The sequence below is a fragment of the Paenibacillus taichungensis genome (genome assembly GCF_013359905.1).
Lineage (GTDB): Bacteria > Bacillota > Bacilli > Paenibacillales > Paenibacillaceae > Paenibacillus > Paenibacillus taichungensis.
On record NZ_JABMCC010000108.1, the window covers coordinates 100,594 to 119,130 of the forward strand.

Sequence of the window (18,537 nt, forward strand, 5' to 3'; positions counted from 1 at the left end):
CTATTATCATGTGCGCATGATTGCAAAAAATAGCTCATCTATATCCATCAAGCCCTCGGCTTGCTTAAGTGCATTCGATTATACTCATTGATCAATTCATCCAGTACCATGGACTGCTGAAGCACATCGGGATGTCCAAATCTACCCTCGTTATGCTCTACCAACATATGAAGGTTATGTCTGGCTTTCTCTATTTGATTTTTCAATTCCAAACTCATAACCATCGCGTCTAATCCCTCCCTATTTCTGTGTTACATTTTAGGTTTTCCTGTCAATCTATAGTTGGATTAACATATGGCATAGTTCGCATGGATGTTTTGTATCCTTCTCCAATTTTTGAAAGTCTCTATAGCCATCTCTACAAGACGATCCGAAAATGGCTCTGCAACGCCTAATTGAAGGTTGGTTTACAATTTCACGAGCAAATTTTCCCCACTAACTTCATATTCAAACAGTTGTGTCATTATTGTGTATGTTAAAAAACCAAAAAAACACCTCTCGATCTACAGGCTTACCCAAGGGGTAACCCTATTCGATAAAGAGGTGCTTCTTCGTCAGTTCACTTTAAAGAATGAACATGTAATTTTCCGTTTTTCTCCACCTTGCTCCAAAAGGTAATAAAATCCCTTTTCATACGTAATTCATTCAGGTACAATAGGGCGATGTGTGTGTCCGGACCAGGCGGATACAAAATAAGAAGTATAGAGGACGATTCAGTTCGAGCGGATCATCCTGATTTGATTATTTGGAGGCTCATCAACACCATGCAAACCGATTCACAGACTAAAGTCAAAATCATAAACGCCGATCCCAGCGCGATGGGATTATTTGGGTTGGCCATCGTCACTCTGGTCGCTTCTTCCCAAAAGCTTGGCATTACAGACGGCCTTAGCTACGCCATTCCTTGGGCGATTTTCCTAGGTGCTTTTGCCCAGTTGTTCGCTTGTATTCAAGATTCCAAACGTAACAATACCTTTGGCACAACTGCCTTCGGCGCATATGCATTCTTCTGGTTCGCCATGGGTGCCAACTGGCTGATCAAAATGGGCGTGTTTGGCTCCACTCTTGCGGAACAGGCAGATGGAAAGCAGCTCGGATTTGCTTTTGCCGGATACCTCGTGTTCACCCTGTTCATGACGCTGGGTGCCGTGGAAGCCAACAAAGTATTGCTCATCATTTTCATTCTCATTGACTTCCTGTTCCTTGGCCTGACCTTTGACGCTTTCGGCGTAGCTCCTCATATCTTCCATACCATCGCAGCTTATGCTGAAATGGGAATCGGAATCGTGTCGTTGTACGGCACAGGTGCTTCCGTACTGAACGCTCACTTCGGCTATACGTTCTTGCCTATCGGCAAGCCGTCTGGCATTTTCAGACCCAAGGCTTAATATACAGCATCAAACCGCCAGCGCGCCGGTCCGCGCCTGGCGGTTTTTTTGAATCATGCTTCACTTGAATAGGGATACAGCTTCTTTTTTACTTTTTACCATTTTTTTCATTTCTTTTTCTGAAAAAAAGTATAATATTAACATGTCATATACAACGTTCTACTAGGTGAGGGAGTTTATAACAAATGAGAAACAAAGCAAGATCCGCAGTTTTATCCTTAGCACTAGCCGCAACTTTGGCGATTCCAGCAGTAGTTAGCGCTGATAGCGTCCAAGCAAATCCGGCAGATGAGACAACGCCACCAATTGTTACTCCGTTCTCTGTTGGTAACCAACAGCCGCTCACAACTGTGAGCGCTGCTACTTCTATCGTCCCCGCTTATTTCTCGGTTCCAGCTGGTTACGGACATGGTAAATTCTACTTCCTAAACAATGGAACAAGCAATCTAACTGTTACGATGACACACTCATCAGGATTAGAGTATATTGCAGCTACTGTTAAGCCGGGAGCAGCATATACTTGGAGAAGCACGGCGGATTATCCGCAAGGTATGCGCGGTGGTGATTATACCATCTCATTCCATTGTTCCAGTGGTGTAAATGCAAAGTGGTCTGCATTCGCTTCCAATAGCGTCACTGAAGCTAACGCATAAAACATTAAAATCCGTTACGACTGATTATTCACAAAAAAGGATTCGAGGCCATTATCGGCAGCTCGAATCCTTTTTTGTGTATTCGAAATGTAACAGTGTATGACAGTCTATTATATTGGTACATCAGACGGCATGTCGTCGACGCTAGAAGCGTCCTAGCTTCCGATAATATCGGTGAACGAGCAGGACTCAAGCAGTCGGCTATTGCCCGTCTGGAGAGCTCCGCGCAGATTCCGCGCTTCGCGATACGCTCCAGAAGGTGGCTTTTGCGCTTGGCTTGCGCTTTGAACTGGTTCCTGATGGCGAGGAAGAAGTGACCGACACCTATACTAGAACTAACATATAGAGAGGATGGACGCGGCATATCTTGCAGCGTCCATCAGCCATACTGTCAGGAGGACTACAAAGAATGAGAGAGATACCTAAACCTACGGAATTAGATCAAGTGGAGAGAAAGTATGTGCGCGAAACACGTTGTTTCAAGACGGCAAGAGTATTTCCAACCGATGTAAATAACCATAATACCTTGTTTGGCGGCAAACTCATGTCCTATATCGATGACATTGCATCCATCGCCGCATCCAAGTTGTGCCGGGTAAATACCGTTACGGCTTCGACCGATTCGGTCGATTTCTTGTATCCGATTAATCCGACGGATTCGGTGACGTTGGAATCCTTCGCATCGTGGACGGGACGAAGTTCGATGGAGATTTTTGTGAAGGTGATCCGCGAGGATCTGAAGACGGGGGAGAAGAAGATTGCGGCGACCGCATTCCTTACCTTTGTCGCTTTGGATGAAAATAACCGTAAACTCATTGTTCCTCGCATCATTCCGGAGACGGAGGAAGAGAATAAATTATACGAGACTGCTCCAGCCCGGGCGGCCATGCGGAAACAACGGCGGGCAGAAAGCAAGAACTTCACCGACTTCCTCACCGTTAGTTATCCTTGGGAATAAGACAATCAGGCACGCTATTCAGTCCTGAAGCATGCGTTCATGAATGGTCCGGCCCTTCTGCCCTGGTTCAATCAGGAGACGGGTCGGTTTGATGTTAATTAACGCGGTCAACTGTTCTCCCATGTAGTGGGAAGAATACTTGAACCCAATCTCCGCCCAGTGCATAATCACACCAACGGTCGCAGATACCAGGTAACTTAGCATGATATCGTAATTAATGGTGTAGTCGCTGTCTTCGGTCACCAATACAAAATCCTCGGTTAAATATGTTCTGAACATATTGCAGAGTCTCGTTCCCATATCCCCATGCATCGTCATCAAGGCTCGAAAGATATCCTGATGCGCTTCGATATATTCAAATACAGGCATCGTTGATGGCAGCAATGCCGTCATATCCACTTCTTTTAACTCCGCATAAGGTGATGCATAAGCTTGTCCCACGCCCTGCATGAAATCATCCAGTATGAATTGCAATAGCTCGGGTTTACCAGGAAAATGTAAATAGAACGTTCCCCGGTTATAATCCGCCCGCTCCGTAATGTCACGAATCGTGACGGCTTCAGCTCCCTTTTCCAATATCAAAGAAACTGCCGCAGCGATGATGGCATCCTGCGTTCTTCGTGCTCTCCGATCCTGAGGGTGTTCGATAATCAACATTTCCACCTCCTCTGTCCATTATTGTAACCTAAATGAACACCGCTTACATCTCTGTCCGATAGCTGACATATGCGCTGTCAATGATGATTGTCACATTTCTATGTATATCTTAACATTGAGATAGGAACGATAGACCACAGGTTGAACGTTCACTCACAGTTCACCTGATTTCATTTTATAAGGAGCGAATACATGATGAGTACATCATATACCCAAACAGCAGTTATTACAGGAGCAGCCGGAGGCATCGGTAAAGAATTGGCACGCCGCCTTGCTGAACGTAAAATTAATCTGGTGCTGGTCGACCTGAACGAAGAAGCCATCCAGCAAACCATCGCGGATCTGAAACTCGACAAAGAGCACGCCATTGCAGTGAAAGCAAACGTATCTCAAGAAGCCGACGTGAAAAACTATGTGCAGCAAGCACTTGATACGTTTGGTCGTATCGATTATTTTGCCAACAATGCCGGCATTGAAGGTCCAACCGGACTGATCGAGGATCTGAGCGTTGAAGCGCTCGACCTCGTATATAACGTCAATGTGCGCGGTGTATTCCTTGGTTTGCAGAACATCATTCCTGTCATGAAAAAACAAAAATCTGGTGCGATTCTGAATACCTCTTCCCTCGCAGGTCTGATGGGTGCTCCAGCCGTATCTCCATATATTATGTCCAAACATGCCGTGATTGGCCTCACCCGCACAGCAGCGAATGAACTCGCGCCTCATGGTATTCGGGTTAACGCGGTATTGCCAGGCACCATTAATACCCGTATGATGCGTCAAATCGAAGCAAACTCCGGTAATGTGGAAGATTATCAATCCGCTACCGTATCCGCAATTCCGATGGGCCGCTATGGTGAACCGGAAGAAGTCGCAGCCATCATGAACTTCCTGTTGTCCGAAGAAGCTTCTTATGTCACCGCTTCCCTCTATACTGTCGATGGCGGTATGATGGGTCAATAAGGAAAATGGGCCTAGCCCAACGGGCTGGCTGTTTAAAAGGTAATTCCCAAAGCACAATCCAAAATGACCTCAAAATTCCACAATAACGTGGAAGCTGAGGTCATTTTTCTTAATAGATTGATTTAAATTTAATCCACGTAGCCTGCGAGACCTTTTTCCATCAAGTAGTCCATTTCAGCATCCAGAATGCCTTCAACGGTCAGCTCGTCCAGCTTCACATCTTTGCGGCTCAGAATGTAGTCGGCCAGATCATCACCGTCGATATCCACGTCGCCTTTGGCATTTTCATGTGCTTTGTTAATGTATGCCTGCTCGTGCTTCAGGACAAGAGCGATATTCGCTTCGCTTGCCTTTGTCTTCTCTGCAATATATGCCTTCATTTCCTGTTCATTAATTGAATTTGCCTCAGTCACGTTAAAGTCAGCTCCTTGATTCATACGTTCTGTTGTCATTGTAGCATAGGTTAACCCACAACAGTCATGCCTTATTCCTTACCCCTAGGATAAACGAACGTAAAATGTTGCACCTTCCCCTACCACACTGCGGGCGTAAATCTCACCTTTGTGCTGCTCCACGATCGACCTTGCAATCGCAAGACCCAATCCATGTCCACCATGTTTCCGAGCTCTGGAGGCATCCGTGCGATAAAAACGATCAAAGATCCGGTCCAGATGTTCAGCCGCAATGCCCTCTCCCGTGTTGGAAACGGCCAGCACAACATCATTATTTTGTTTCTTCAACGATACGTTGACCGAGCCCTTGGCTCTGGAGTATTTCACAGCATTATCGAGCAAAATCAGAATGACTTGCTTAATCTGTTCGCTGTTGCCATGGACCATGAGCTGCGGTTCAATGCTGTAGTCCAAGGATATATTTTTCTCGAAAATCACAGCCTCCATCGTCAAAATGATCGTCTCCACCGCATCGCTCATATTGAATTTGGCATGAATCATCGAGGATCGCGAATCGTCAATTTGAGTCAGATATAACAGATCATTCGTCAGTCCCGACATACGTTCCGTCTCCGACTTGATGTAATGCAGCCACTTGGCCTGATTCTCAATCGTATCCTCCCGGTTCGCGAGAAGCACATCCGTGTTGGTATTAATGATCGCCAGCGGCGTTTTTAACTCATGTGAAGCATCGGCTATGAACTGCTTTTGCTTTTCAAAGGCTTCCTTGACCGGGGTAATGGAACGATTGGCGAAATAACGGCTCAGGAAGAAGATGACGATCAGCATGATCAGACCTACGATGGCAAAAGTATAAATCAGATTCGTTAGGATGCCCTGTTGGGCCGTCACATCGATGAACACAATCATGTGCCCTGTGCTGCTCGGATCGATCACATAAGCCCAGTCCGTTCCATTCAGCGTAAATTGTCCGGTCTTCCGATCCAAATCGTTAACCTTGTCCACCTTTTGCAAAGCTTCAGTATAGAAGGTGTCATCCATATCAAACCTGGAGTGTGCATCCGTGATTTTCCATTCACTGTCTGTCTTGACCATGAACGATACAGAACGACCTGGCGGTGAGTTCGGATCACTTCCCAGTGCTCCATTCGCAATGGAATCCGATGGTTGTGATCCTGTCACTGAATCCCTGTCATCACCACGCGGCATCTTGCTGGAGTTGTACGGACCATGATAGAAATCCGACACTTTGAACAGCTCCATGTTGGTTTCCCTCTGTACATTCTGGTACGTAATGATGTAGATCGTAGCAAAGGCAACCAGCATCATAATTGAGATGGATACCAGGTTCACGATCAGAAATCGATTTCTGAGTTTCTTGAACATCAGGACGTCACCTCAAGTACGTACCCCACACCCCGAATCGTATTGATGCGGACCGCGGAGTTCAGGAAGGTTAATTTTTTGCGTAAAAACGAGATGTACACCTCCACATTGTTATACTCCACTTCCGAATCGAAACCCCACAACTTCTCAATAATCTGCTCTTTGGAAGTGATGGCCTGTTTGCGAGTGATTAACAGTTCCAGCAGTTCATTTTCCTTCAGATTCAGCTTGATCTCCTTACCTTGAACACTTAGCTTCAGCTGCGTGGTGTTCAATTCGACGTCACCGAACTTCAGTCCATCCTCTGGAACGACTTCTCCCTTCCTTCTCAGGGCTGCCCGAATCCGTGCGAGCAATTCCTCCGTGGCAAAGGGCTTTGCTATATAATCATCGGCTCCATAATCCAGCCCGGTCACTTTGTCTGAAATTTCTCCTTTGGCTGTGAGCAGAATGACAGGCGTATGATTGCCTTCGCTGCGCAGTTTCTTCAGCACGGTAATCCCGTCCATTTCCGGCATCATGATGTCCAGCAGCAACAGATCATAGATTCCACTCAGCGCATAATCCAGACCCGATCTCCCGTCATGCACCATGTCTACAGAGTAATTGTGTTTTTTCAATATTTGCGATACGGCTTCTGCCAAATGAACCTCATCTTCCGCAATAAGTATTCTCATCGGTTCTTCATTCCTCTGCATGAATTGGTTTCGATATATGTCAATCTATTATACCAACGATTGTAACAACCGAACCTTGAATCAATCTTAATTCCACTTTTTTCGCGAACTATTAAAGGAAGGTAAAAAAAGATCAACGGAATGTAAAATCATTTAAGATTCATTCAAGGTTGGGGCTCTAAGATACAGACATGGAAGCAATACACGATGCAACAAAACATACAAAACATGGATGAAAGGACTGAACCCCCATGGCAATTGAAGTATTCAACCGATATGAGAGCAAGTATCTCCTCACCGATGAGCAGTACGAGAACTTCTACACCGACTTGCTGAAGTATATGGAGCTGGACGCCTATAACAAGAAACACGAGTTTTACTCCATTAGCAACCTGTACTTTGATACTCCGCAGGATTCCCTGATCCGCGCCAGTCTCTCCAAACCCAAATACAAGGAGAAGCTGAGACTGCGGGCATACGGAATTCCTGAAGAGAATGCGAAGGTATATCTGGAGATCAAAAAGAAAGTATTTGGCCTGGTGAACAAACGCCGAACTGCCCTGAAGCTGGATGAAGCCTACGAATTCGTACGGACAGGCAAAGCGCCTGATCTCGCCGATTATATGAACAAACAGGTTGTCGAAGAGATCAAGTATTTCCTCCGGCTGTACGATCTGGAACCAAAAGTATATCTGGCGTATGAACGCAAAGCGTTGTTCGACAAGAACAGCCGCGATCTCCGCATCACCTTTGATACCAACATCCGCAGTCGCAGATACGATCTGAAGCTGGAGCAAGGGGATTACGGTGAACCACTGGTGAAAGATGGACGCTGGCTGATGGAAGTCAAAGCCGAGAAAACCGTTCCGATGTGGCTCTCTCAACTGTTATCCGAACACGGCCTATATCGCACCGGATTCTCGAAATACGGCAATGAGTACAGACATCTGGCCAGAACAACCAACCTGAACTACCAGACGGAACGAGAATTGCTGCCGGGTACCGATTTCAACCCATCCATAGAACAAGAAAAAACAATCACAGAAAGAGAGCGTGTAGTATATGCTTGATTCCATTTTCAGCTCAGCTTTAACAGATACCACCCTAACTTTTAGTAATGCGATTCTAACGATCGGACTTGCCATCATCATGGGGGTCATCATCAGCCTGACGTACATGAAGACAAATCAAAGCACTTATTCCCAAAGCTTTACACTAACTATGGTTGTCTTGCCAGTCATCGTAGCCATCATCATTCTTCTGATCGGCAGCAACATTGCCCGTGCATTCAGCCTCGCGGGTGCCTTCTCCATCATCCGATTCAGAAGTGCGCCTGGTGACCCGAAAGACATTGCTTATGTTCTATTCACCATGGCTTCCGGTCTTGCCTGCGGTGTAGGCGCATTCGGTTATGCTGTAATGTTCACCATTATCCTGTGTGTACTGATGTTTGTCCTGAGTCGCTTCAACTTCGGAGGGAAGAAAGCCCAGCAAAAAACGCTGAAAGTAACCATTCCGGAAAACTTGAGCTACGAAGAAGCACTGAACGAAGTGTTCCATAAATTTAACGTACCTTTTGATCTCAAAAAAATCAGAACGACCGAACTCGGCAGTCTGTACGAGCTTGTCTACAGTGTTACCATTCACGAAAGTGTAAGCCAAAAGGAATTCTTGGACGCGATTCGTACACGAAACGGAAATCTGGATATCTCGTTAACGATGAGTCCAACACCAGAATACTAAATTGAATCCGAAGGGAACGATATACTATGAAAAAGAAAATCATAACTGGCAGCAAACTGTGGTCCGTCGCGATGATTACTGCAATGGTTACGGCTTGCAGCGCCCCGGCGGCAACCAGCAGCACTGCAAACGCCGCAGTGTCAACGACAGGGACAACCAAAACCGTATCCGTCAGTGAACAAACCTCAGTGAAATATGCCGATCTGGTCACGATGGATGCAGACGATACCAACGTTAGCTGGAGTGCAACAGATTCCACAACGATTAAGCTGAACGGTACGACCGCTTCCATCACAGGATCGGGTGCAAAAGCAGCAAACGGATCGGTAACCATCTCCGCAGCAGGTACCTATGTACTTAGTGGCAAGCTTACCGATGGACAGATTGTGGTCAATGTTGCTGATAAGGGCACCGTACATCTCGTATTAAACGGGGCAACCATCAATGATAACGACAGTGCAGCTATCTATATCCAGAAAGCGGGCAAAGCCATTATTACGTTGGAGGAAGGAACCGAGAATGCCGTCTCGGATGGCAAGACTTACGTATACGCCGACGCAACAACAGATGAGCCGGATGCAGCCATCTTCAGCAAGGCAGACCTGACGTTCAATGGTACAGGCAAGCTGACAGTTACGGGTAACTATAATGAAGGTATTACGAGCAAGGATGACCTGAAAATCGTCAGCGGCACAATTAACGTCAAATCCGCCGATGACGGCATCAAAGGTAAAGATATGGTGGCGATTCAAGCCGGTACCATTACCATTAATTCAGAAGGTGACGGCATCAAATCCACAAACGATACGGATACGACCAAAGGCTTCGTTGCCATTGCAGGAGGCACATTCAACATCCAGAGCGGCAGCGACGGCATTCAAGCGGAAACCGCATTGGTTACGGATGGCGGCACATTTGACATCGTAACCGGAGGCGGCAGTGCCAATGCACCAGAAAAAGTAGAAGAAGGACCATTTGGCGGCGGTGGCGGCGGATGGGGTGGCGGTACACCTCCAACCGATATGGGCACACCACCGGATGGGGAACCACCTGCTGATATGCCGAACAATAATGGAACGAACGCAGCAGGCGCAGCACCATCCAGCTCTACAAATGCAACAGCACCTGCTGATTCCAATGCAGATGCAGACACAAGCACAACAGCTGCAGAAGAAGAAACAACGAGTGCCAAAGCACTTAAAGCAGGAGCAGATCTTACCGTTAATGGCGGTACGTATACGATCGATTCCATGGATGATTCCCTGCACAGCAACAACAATGTGACCGTCAATGACGGCAAGTTCAGCATTGAATCCGGTGATGACGGTATTCATGCAGATCAGGCGCTTACCATTAACGGCGGAACGATCACTATTGCCAAGAGCTATGAAGGACTTGAAGGTGCAATTATCACTATGAACGATGGGAATGTAGATGTGACTGCATCAGATGATGGCGTGAATGCTTCTGGTGAAATAACTGCAACTGATGCAAATGCAACCACCACTGCAGATGACAGCACTCAAGCAGCCGATACCGATACAACTGCAGTCTCCAACACTTCTGTTACAGAGACGACTGGCACAACATCAACTACGGATCAGGCCAATCAAAGTACAGACGCGAATAGCAATACTCGCCCACAAGGCGGTGCTCCAGGTGGTATGCCGGGTGAATCCGCCAGCAACAGTGAGCTTCATATCAACGGCGGTTCCCTCACTGTCAATGCAGGCGGCGACGGACTGGATTCGAATGGCTCCATCTATATGACAGACGGTACGGTCATTGTGAACGGTCCTACAGACAGCGGCAACGGAGCACTGGATTATGACGGTAACTTCGAGATTAGCGGTGGATATCTGGTCTCAGCTGGCAGCTCCGGTATGGCTCAGGCAACATCTGAATCATCGACTCAAAATACTATTGCCATGACGTTCCCTGAAACGCAAAAAGCAGGAACACTGGTACACGTGGAAGACAGCGAAGGCAATAATATCCTGACCTTTGCTCCAGCGAAAGATTATCAAACGGTGGTAGTCAGCTCCCCGGATCTGAAAAAAGATGGCTCTTACGTGATCTATTCCGGCGGATCATCGACTGGTAAAGCTGTGGATGGGCTCTATACAGACGGAACGTATAGTGGCGGAACCAAAGTGGTTGCCTTCCAATCCACAAGCAATGCAACTTGGGTAAATGAATCTGGTGTTACAACTGCCAATTCAGGTATGGGTGGTCCAGGCGGAGGCCGTGGCCAAGGTGGATTCGGAGGCGGTAGAAACAGAACGCAATCCGGTACATCGGGCACAACAACAGACACTACAGGTACAACGGGCACTACAGATACCGCCAAGTAAGCTAAGATTCAGGCTATAAAAAGCTAACGATTAAACAATTAAAAATAAGGGATGTCCCATACGTCATGAATATGACGAGGGACATCCCTTATTTTTGCTATTTTGTTCTATAGAAGCTGGTACACGCTATTCGCTCTCAATTGCCCAGGTCTGTGAAGGAATAACATTGCTGATGTTCATTAAATGCTGCATCCCTTGATATCCATCTTTTAAGATGCTGTACATTCGTTAGCGCTCAAAACGTATATACATACACCTTGGTACGCAGCGTATCCCGGCATGTAATCGTCCGTAGCGGTACCTTGCCTGGCAGTGCAAAACAAACGCTAATCACCTTTGCTCCCGGCGGAAGCTCCCGATTGAATTTGTCGACGAGACGTTTCATTGCTCCAGGGAACAAATAACAGATGACGCAATCTGCGTGTTCATATGAACTGGTATAGATGTTGCCACGGATGAATCGCAGCCGCCCCTCCAGAGAATGACGCTTTCCCTTCGCTCGCCGTAAGCGGACACTTAGAAAAGCAATGAATTGGGAGGCCCATAAGGGAATGATTGAATTTTCGATCCCCGTAAGCCGTTTGCCTGGGCAATGCCTCACCACATCCATTCCGAGCGTTCCCCACCCGGAGCCTGCTTCAATAACATCGCCGTAACCGGGAATGCGGTTGACCTCCTGAATGACTGTCTGCCTGACGATGCTGGATGTAGGCATCGGTGAGATTCCATTTTTCCAACTGACCAGCACGATGGATACTACCGATATAAGTGTCACCACAGCAATGAGCCATGGTATAAATTGAAATATGAACATAACCTCAACCCTTTGGATTTTAATTAAGAGGCGGCATTTGCACCTTCATCATAACAAAAGAAGCTTCCCCAGGTCTAAAAAAACCTGACAGAAGCTTCCTGCTTGTTATTCTATTTTGGGTTAATCTCATTCCATCCCGCTGCTCATTTCACGCATTCAGTCCGGCACATGGGACTTCATGTATACACCCTTTTTGTACACCGACTTGATTGTAAAATGTACGCCCAGCTTGCGATTCGTCCGGTAGATGAGCGAGTTAATCTCGTCAATGCCCACCGGCTCACTCTCCAGCATGCTTCGCTCCGGCCACACTTGGCCGACAATCTGCTCCCGTGTCACAAAGTGATCCAACTGGCTGTACAATAGCTTGAACAGTTGGTACTCCTTCTTGGACAGTGGAATCTCCACTTCTCCAATCTGCACGGTTTGCAGGTGATCCTGTAACCGCACGCCTTCGCCCAGCAGGTCAGATAGCCGATATTCTCTCGTTTCTTCGAGATCCCCTTCTACGCGAAGCTGAATCAAGCCGTTGACCAGCGTCAGGCTGTCTCCTTCGGAAAACGGATATTTCTCATAAGGAACGAGGCGTTGCCCGTTCAATTCCGTTCCATTTTTGCTATCCAGATCCTCAATCCACAGTTGCTGCTGCGCATCATAATGAATACGGCAATGTCGCTTCGATATCAACTGATTGTAGACAGACAGGTCCAATTCATCTCCACCCGTATAACGCCCCACTGTAATGGAACGCCCCTGGCTGACATAAGCGAACGAACCATCACTTTCCTGCCCTGGCGTACGAATGACGATTTTTGCCGTCTCCCGCATGTTATTCTCCCACCTTCAAATATCACTCTATCTCTATGAGCGCTTTCGTTCATAAATAATGATAAATTCATCAGATTTGTTCCATTGTTTGCATCCATCATAATTTATATAGTGTATACAGGCATCGTTATATGCTTTTCTCTACTATACCAGACGTTGTGCCTTTTTTCTCATAACCGTCGTATGCATGCCTTAGCCCAACCAACAAGAGAGGTCCCTCATCATGAACAAAAAAAACATTTTCATATATGTGCTGCTCGCCTTCACCCTGTCTATTACATTAACAGTGCTCTCTCGCATCAACGATGATCGCGGAGAATCATTGAAAGGCATAACCACAACCGAAACATCATGGTTGCAACTGAATACCCAGCGGTAAGTATACTCTATTATAACGTGATCAACAGAAAAAACGTTTCACGAATGTCATCTTATGCTGGGTCATACCATCTTGAATGAGGATCATATCTTAATCCATTCATCAGAATAAGGCCCCTGGACGCTACCAACCAGCGCTCAAGAGCCTCATTTTAATATAATTTTATGATATGGATACCGATCAGTGCATCCGATAATGAAATTATGTCAAAAGCGATGTTGCAACGGCATTCCCTGCACTTAACGCCGCTTTTTCCTGATACCAATTTTCCTCCACCCATACACTATGAGTGCTACAGGGCCGGCAATCCATAACAGTTGCCATAATATGATACTCAGGTCAAATCCCATGTTGCATCAACGATCCTAAAATTGGTTTTTTTCATCCTCCGGCAGATCGGATTCATCAGACTGTTTGGTCTCTCTAACCTGAATTTCCTCCATCCGGCTCGACACCTTCTGATACAGATAAGAAATGCCAAGCAGCAGTACGCCAAAGCTGAAATAGGCAATAATCTTGCTGCCCGATGTAAGCAATCCCACATCATAGAACACCATTTTCCCGGTGGAAAACAACGTCAGGCCCAGACCGAGGCGCCGAATCATTACATATTTTCTGCGGAACCCATAGGCAATGTACAGGATCGCAAGCAGTAGATAGATTAGGCTGAATAACAGCCCTACATCTCCCCACTGGAATTGGATCGTCAGGAACACGGTGATGACACCCAGCAGATAGACCCCTGCGATAACCGGATACCATTCAATGCTTTTGAACTGCCCGCGGATTGCCGTGATCAGCAGATCCCTTCCTGCAAAGAACACGCCCACATTAAAGATGATTAATACGAGTAAACCTACGACTTCAGCCGCTGTGTGCTGCTGAACATCCGGCTGAAGTGCCGGCATGGATAACGTTACTGCCAGTGCAATACAACAGCCCACCGCATGCAGGAAGACGATATAACCCTGCACGATCCGATCACGCAAAAGCCTCACTTTACCCAATCCATAGGCCATGGCAATGGTCAGCGCAGCGAACAACAGCCATTTGTAGAACAGGTATAACAGGAATGAGTCATCGACTGCTTTCATATACAATTCATTCGATTCATACAGCACATATAACCACAGATTGGCGAGTGTGACGTACTTGAATGCATTCAAAAAGCCAAGCTCTGTCTGGCTATATTGATACTTCTCCCCGGATAGGGAGCCGTTGCGATCTAAGGCGTAATAGAGCGTAATAAGCAGCGCACCCAGCGTAATGCAGGAGTATTTTAGCATGAAATAGGATTGCTCCCCCATGATGAACAGCACCAGCACGTCATAGTACACAAAGGTGAACATGCACAGAAGCACGATTCCCCATCCGGCGCGCTCCACCAATTTGAATCGCTTCAGATGTCCGAACATAACCAGTAGAACCCCTTCGATTAGCCAGCCCATAGACAGCCACTTTGCACCAAACTGGAACGGTATAATCAGAATGGCAAAGGTCAGGGAAGTCACGTAGAACAATAGAAGGGTCTGCTTTTCCTGAGGCATCCTCTGCTGGATAAAACGGGCGAGCCCGAAATAGACCAGAGCGAAAATCAGAGCAAGCAAGCCTTGTGCGTCATTCCACCCTGCGGCATCGAACAATACATACAACATCAGGCAGCTGATGCTCGTATTCATGGCCAGCAGTGCGAAGTCCCACCAGGTTAACTTCACGCGATGTTTGAAGGGATACGCCAGTGTAATGCCGAGATATAATGCAAATGTCACAATGGAATACACCATGCCGATCTTCTCACTTGGTGAGAGCCATAACAGGATGAGCATGGACGGTGTGTTGAACAGAAAACTGATATAATGCACAATCGGCCACCGTTTACCAAATGAAATCAAAACAATAATTCCGTTTAAGAGCAAAAGATAGATCATGGCAACATACACAGCCGAACCTTGAAGGCCGAAATAGGCCATGTAGGAGATTAATGGTAAATAACCTCCAACCAAACCAAGTGAGCAGATCGTCCTGGACTGATACCTCAACGATAGCAGCACGGATATGGCCGAAACTAACACCGACAAGGCAAGTCCCGTATATAATCCGATGATATGCAATAGAAAATAGCTGTAGAAAATGGAGCCAAACAGAACCGATATCCCGCCGCCCAGCAGCCCCATCGCGAACGTCTGTCTTTTACGCCGGAACAGCCATTCTCCCCCGGCAAGCATAAGCGCACCAAGCAGGAAGAACGCTACGCCTTTCACCTCATCGCTGAACCAGGTCTTGTAGGAGTACTGAAAGGCTGCACCAACGCCAAGAATAATGAGCAGGATGGCGACCTTGTTGATCCAGCTTAGGCCAATCTTCATCTCCATCCGGTTCTGGCGAATACGCCGCTGAATGGTCTCTTCGCTTAAGCCTTCTTCCGCCATATGTTCGTATCCTTGTTGCATCTGCCCGCGTAGCGCCTCTTCTCTCTCCCACAGGACCTGTCTGTGCAGCTCAATTCGTTCCTGCACCTCAGTAGCCAGATGAGCAATTCTCTCCTTCATCTCATTGGCGTCACCCTGAAGTTCCTCTGAAGCCCTGTTAAATATGGTATTCAAATTCACTTTGGCGCGGTGCTCATGCGCCGCAAGCCGATCATTATGTACACTCGTCTTTCCCCGAAAATAGGTCTCCATCTTCTCCTGGGATACACGAATGAGATTCAATTTCTCATCCAGCATCTGTTCAGACAGAGCCATGCGAAGACGGGCATTCTCCTCTTCCATTTTCCGTGTGCGTACTTCAAGATGTTGCAGCTTGAGTTGGTGCGCTTCATATTGCGTTCGCAGTTGTTCGTTCTGCACGATCAGATCATCCGATTGATACTCCTGAAGCAGTGCATTATATTCCTTTACCAGCTGCTTCTGCTGCTCCTGAACCTGGTGAAGCCGATCCTTGAACTCTTTCATGAGTTTCCTCCGTTGGGTGATGTTGATGTCGTTCCCTATATTTTACTATATGTATGCCATAAAATGGGGTTTAAGGAATAGAATCATTCAACCGTTCTCTGCGAATTGGAAGTCGTTACGGGATTTTTGCAAAATGCTTACATTACAAAAAGCCCGGGAAGCATCAGCTTCCTGGACTCTATTCATTGATATAGTCATTCTGTACATGTATACAACTTCTGGTCATCTTACTGAGCCTTGGATACTTGCTTACGCCGGATCTTTCGTATCCGCCGTCTCCGGCTCCATAATTTCGGTGGTATCCGGGTCCAGCCAGTTCGCTAGCAGGGTTCGCACATATTGCAGATCACTCTCTGACAAATCATAGTACCACGTTCCGCTGCGCGTTGCGCCTTCACCCTTCAGCATGTAATTGCTGATTGTTGGCGTGCTGTCTTTCATATATAGAGACTCGGCAAATTTCACGATGAAATCCGAGTTCATGTTGGTTGTAAAATTCGATCCAGCGATTTGGATAACGTCCGGGATCTTAGTCAGGTTTTTGACCTCAAGCGCACGATTCATGAAAGCACTTAGAAAAAGACGGTGCCGCATCGTCCGATTGAAATCGGAATCTTCCCGGTAACGGACATAGCCCAGCGCTTCTTCGCCGCTGTAGATCGGTTTGTTCGCTTCAACAAACAGTTTCTCATGGATTTTCAATTTGTTCTCAATATTTTTCTTGATCGGCAATTCAACACCGCCAACCGCATCAACAATATCCTTGAGTCCGTTAAAATTAATCGCGGCATAAAAATCGACTTTGTTTTCCAACAAATGCTCTACGGTATCCATCGCCATCTTGGCTTCACCATGCGCATAGGCTGAATTAATCTTCGACTTTACATCCCGGCCGATAATATCGGTGTAGGAGTCACGTGGAATCGACAGCAGCAACACTTTATTTTCTTCCGGACGCACAACAGAATAGATCATGGTATCCGAACGGCTTGGTTCGTTATCCCGTTGATCAATTCCTAACAACAACAGCGAGAATGGATCGGTATGTTCTACAACGGGTGCATCCTTATCGCCAACAGGCTTGAAGGATTCATCGAGCGTTTCCTTTACGGTTTCCGAAGCAAACAGATTAAATGCAAACACAACGAGTTGCTTTTGATAGATAAATCCAAGTCCCCCCAGCACAATCAAAGTACTCAGGATGATAATCAAAGGTTTCTTCCATCTCTTCTTCGGTTTCTTCGGCTTCCGTCTGGTTAAATGTGCGGCACTGTTCTCCATCATATCTCCTTTAATAACGGTCTTAGAATCATTTAACTATATTAATAACACGTTTTCAATAGATTACGTTATAATCTGCTATACAAGAAATGACACAGAAGGAGCGATGAACGATGGAATATCGACGTTTGGGGAATAGTGGTCTGCGCGTTTCCGCACTTGGACTCGGTACCAATGCCTTTGGTAAACGGGCGGATGACCCCACTTCTATCCGCATTATTCATGCGGCACTGGATCAGGGAATCAATTTTATCGATACCGCCAACATCTACGCCGGAACGGAATCGGAGCGGATTATTGGACAAGCCCTGACGGGCAGACGTGAAAACGCTGTGCTTGCTACCAAAGCCGGACTTCCCCGGCATGAGGGTCCCAATGGACGCGGTTCATCCCGCTATCATTTGCAGCAAGAGCTTGAACATAGCCTGCGGCGTCTGCAAACGGACTATGTGGATCTCTATCAGATCCATACCTTTGATCCGCATACACCACTGGATGAGACGCTGCGCACATTAGACGATATGGTCACTTCCGGCAAAGTCCGCTATATCGGAGCTTCCAACTATGCAGCCTGGGAACTGATGAAAGCTCTTGGTACCAGCGAACTAAAAGGATATGTACGTTATATCTCGACCCAAACCAGCTACTCTCTGGCTGATCGCACGCCTGAGCTTGAACTTGTACCGATGTGCCTTGATCAAGGCGTCGGTATTATCCCGTATTTTCCGCTCGCAGGTGGCATTCTGACAGGCAAATACAATGGTGAAGCTGGCGTGCCTTCCGGTTCCAGAGCGGATACTGATCCAGCCTTCAATCGTTTCTTGTTGGAACACAATATTAAATTAGGTGAGCAGATCAGTGAAAAGGCATCGGCGTATGGCTGCTCCCCAAGTGTCCTGTCGCTTGCATGGCTACTGGCCCGCCCTGCTGTTTCAACGGTTATCGTTGGGGCAACGAGTACCGAACAGCTGGAGCATAATCTGGCTAGCCTGGACATGAAACTGAGCGATGATATGATCTCCGAGCTCGATCAACTCAGCGACTCTTTCCGTCACGGTAAGCCATTCGCGACTTATCGGTTGGATTGAA

Annotated in this window: 18 protein-coding genes; 9 read left to right on the plus strand and 9 right to left on the minus strand. The window is 46.9% G+C overall.

What is annotated here, in order from left to right; all coding sequences use genetic code 11:
* Positions 1–47: 47 nt before the first annotated feature.
* Positions 48–224, minus strand: a complete 177-nt coding sequence (locus tag HP548_RS13140) for an aspartyl-phosphate phosphatase Spo0E family protein (RefSeq protein ID WP_053782597.1) — start codon at positions 222–224, stop codon at positions 48–50.
* 540 nt (positions 225–764) lie between these two features.
* On the opposite strand from HP548_RS13140, the gene HP548_RS13145 reads away from it, so the two are divergent.
* From HP548_RS13145 to HP548_RS13155, 3 genes are all read left to right on the plus strand, one after another.
* On the plus strand, positions 765–1,388 hold the full coding sequence (locus HP548_RS13145; protein WP_062322933.1) for an acetate uptake transporter: 624 nt from the start codon (positions 765–767) through the stop codon (positions 1,386–1,388).
* Positions 1,389–1,573: 185 nt separating this feature from the next.
* Complete coding sequence (locus HP548_RS13150) at positions 1,574–2,041, plus strand: hypothetical protein (RefSeq protein WP_063567766.1); 468 nt, start codon at positions 1,574–1,576, stop codon at positions 2,039–2,041.
* 445 nt (positions 2,042–2,486) lie between these two features.
* Positions 2,487–2,999 carry a hotdog domain-containing protein gene (locus tag HP548_RS13155; RefSeq protein WP_175382021.1) on the plus strand — a complete coding sequence of 171 codons (513 nt, stop codon included), beginning with the start codon at positions 2,487–2,489 and terminating at the stop codon, positions 2,997–2,999.
* 18 nt (positions 3,000–3,017) lie between these two features.
* On the opposite strand, the gene HP548_RS13160 is transcribed toward HP548_RS13155, so the two are convergent.
* Complete coding sequence (locus HP548_RS13160) at positions 3,018–3,653, minus strand: TetR/AcrR family transcriptional regulator (RefSeq protein WP_175381920.1); 636 nt, start codon at positions 3,651–3,653, stop codon at positions 3,018–3,020.
* A gap of 198 nt (positions 3,654–3,851) precedes the next feature.
* On the opposite strand from HP548_RS13160, the gene HP548_RS13165 reads away from it, so the two are divergent.
* Positions 3,852–4,619 (plus strand): SDR family NAD(P)-dependent oxidoreductase, encoded by a 768-nt coding sequence (locus tag HP548_RS13165; protein WP_175381921.1) that lies wholly within the window; start codon positions 3,852–3,854, stop codon positions 4,617–4,619.
* A 128-nt stretch (positions 4,620–4,747) separates the two neighbouring features.
* On the opposite strand, the gene HP548_RS13170 is transcribed toward HP548_RS13165, so the two are convergent.
* From HP548_RS13170 to HP548_RS13180, 3 genes are read right to left on the minus strand one after another with little or no spacing between them, the layout of a single operon-like run.
* Positions 4,748–5,071 (minus strand): hypothetical protein, encoded by a 324-nt coding sequence (locus HP548_RS13170; protein WP_240342987.1) that lies wholly within the window; start codon positions 5,069–5,071, stop codon positions 4,748–4,750.
* A 45-nt stretch (positions 5,072–5,116) separates the two neighbouring features.
* Positions 5,117–6,418, minus strand: a complete 1,302-nt coding sequence (locus tag HP548_RS13175) for a sensor histidine kinase (RefSeq protein ID WP_175381922.1) — start codon at positions 6,416–6,418, stop codon at positions 5,117–5,119.
* Positions 6,418–7,095, minus strand: coding sequence for a response regulator transcription factor (locus tag HP548_RS13180; RefSeq protein ID WP_076287342.1), 678 nt, complete (start codon positions 7,093–7,095; stop codon positions 6,418–6,420). The genes HP548_RS13175 and HP548_RS13180 overlap by 1 nt, the downstream gene beginning before the upstream one ends.
* Positions 7,096–7,346: 251 nt before the next feature.
* Here HP548_RS13180 and HP548_RS13185 point away from each other — a divergent pair, with 251 nt between their 5' ends.
* Genes HP548_RS13185 through HP548_RS13195 form a run of 3 tightly spaced genes read left to right on the plus strand, consistent with a single transcriptional unit; the run spans position 7,347 to position 11,192 of the window.
* A complete protein-coding gene (locus tag HP548_RS13185) occupies positions 7,347–8,165 on the plus strand; it encodes a polyphosphate polymerase domain-containing protein (protein ID WP_076287341.1) in 819 nt (272 codons plus the stop codon).
* Positions 8,158–8,838 carry a DUF4956 domain-containing protein gene (locus HP548_RS13190; RefSeq protein ID WP_076287340.1) on the plus strand — a complete coding sequence of 227 codons (681 nt, stop codon included), beginning with the start codon at positions 8,158–8,160 and terminating at the stop codon, positions 8,836–8,838. Before HP548_RS13185 ends, HP548_RS13190 begins: the two co-directional genes overlap by 8 nt.
* 26 nt (positions 8,839–8,864) lie before the next feature.
* The gene (locus HP548_RS13195; protein ID WP_175381923.1) at positions 8,865–11,192 is read left to right on the plus strand and encodes a carbohydrate-binding domain-containing protein; all 2,328 of its coding nucleotides are present in this window, start codon (positions 8,865–8,867) and stop codon (positions 11,190–11,192) included.
* 235 nt (positions 11,193–11,427) lie between these two features.
* Here the strand turns inward: HP548_RS13195 and HP548_RS13200 are convergent, their stop codons facing one another.
* Both HP548_RS13200 and HP548_RS13205 read right to left on the minus strand, forming a co-directional pair.
* Complete coding sequence (locus tag HP548_RS13200) at positions 11,428–12,006, minus strand: class I SAM-dependent methyltransferase (protein WP_175381924.1); 579 nt, start codon at positions 12,004–12,006, stop codon at positions 11,428–11,430.
* A gap of 156 nt (positions 12,007–12,162) precedes the next feature.
* Positions 12,163–12,834: an FHA domain-containing protein gene (locus HP548_RS13205; RefSeq protein WP_175381925.1), complete on the minus strand. Its 672-nt coding sequence runs from the start codon at positions 12,832–12,834 to the stop codon at positions 12,163–12,165.
* A gap of 223 nt (positions 12,835–13,057) precedes the next feature.
* Between HP548_RS13205 and HP548_RS13210 the strand changes: the two genes are divergently transcribed.
* Positions 13,058–13,213, plus strand: coding sequence for a hypothetical protein (locus tag HP548_RS13210; protein WP_163755688.1), 156 nt, complete (start codon positions 13,058–13,060; stop codon positions 13,211–13,213).
* 365 nt (positions 13,214–13,578) lie between these two features.
* Here HP548_RS13210 and HP548_RS13215 read toward each other — a convergent pair whose 3' ends face one another.
* The gene (locus HP548_RS13215; protein ID WP_175381926.1) at positions 13,579–16,167 is read right to left on the minus strand and encodes a DUF2339 domain-containing protein; all 2,589 of its coding nucleotides are present in this window, start codon (positions 16,165–16,167) and stop codon (positions 13,579–13,581) included.
* A 249-nt stretch (positions 16,168–16,416) separates the two neighbouring features.
* Entirely contained in the window at positions 16,417–17,448 is a 1,032-nt protein-coding gene (locus tag HP548_RS13220; RefSeq protein WP_175381927.1) for an LCP family protein, read from the minus strand.
* Between the two features lie 113 nt (positions 17,449–17,561).
* Here HP548_RS13220 and HP548_RS13225 point away from each other — a divergent pair, with 113 nt between their 5' ends.
* The gene (locus HP548_RS13225) at positions 17,562–18,536 is read left to right on the plus strand and encodes an aldo/keto reductase (RefSeq protein WP_175381928.1); all 975 of its coding nucleotides are present in this window, start codon (positions 17,562–17,564) and stop codon (positions 18,534–18,536) included.
* Position 18,537 lies beyond the last annotated feature (1 nt).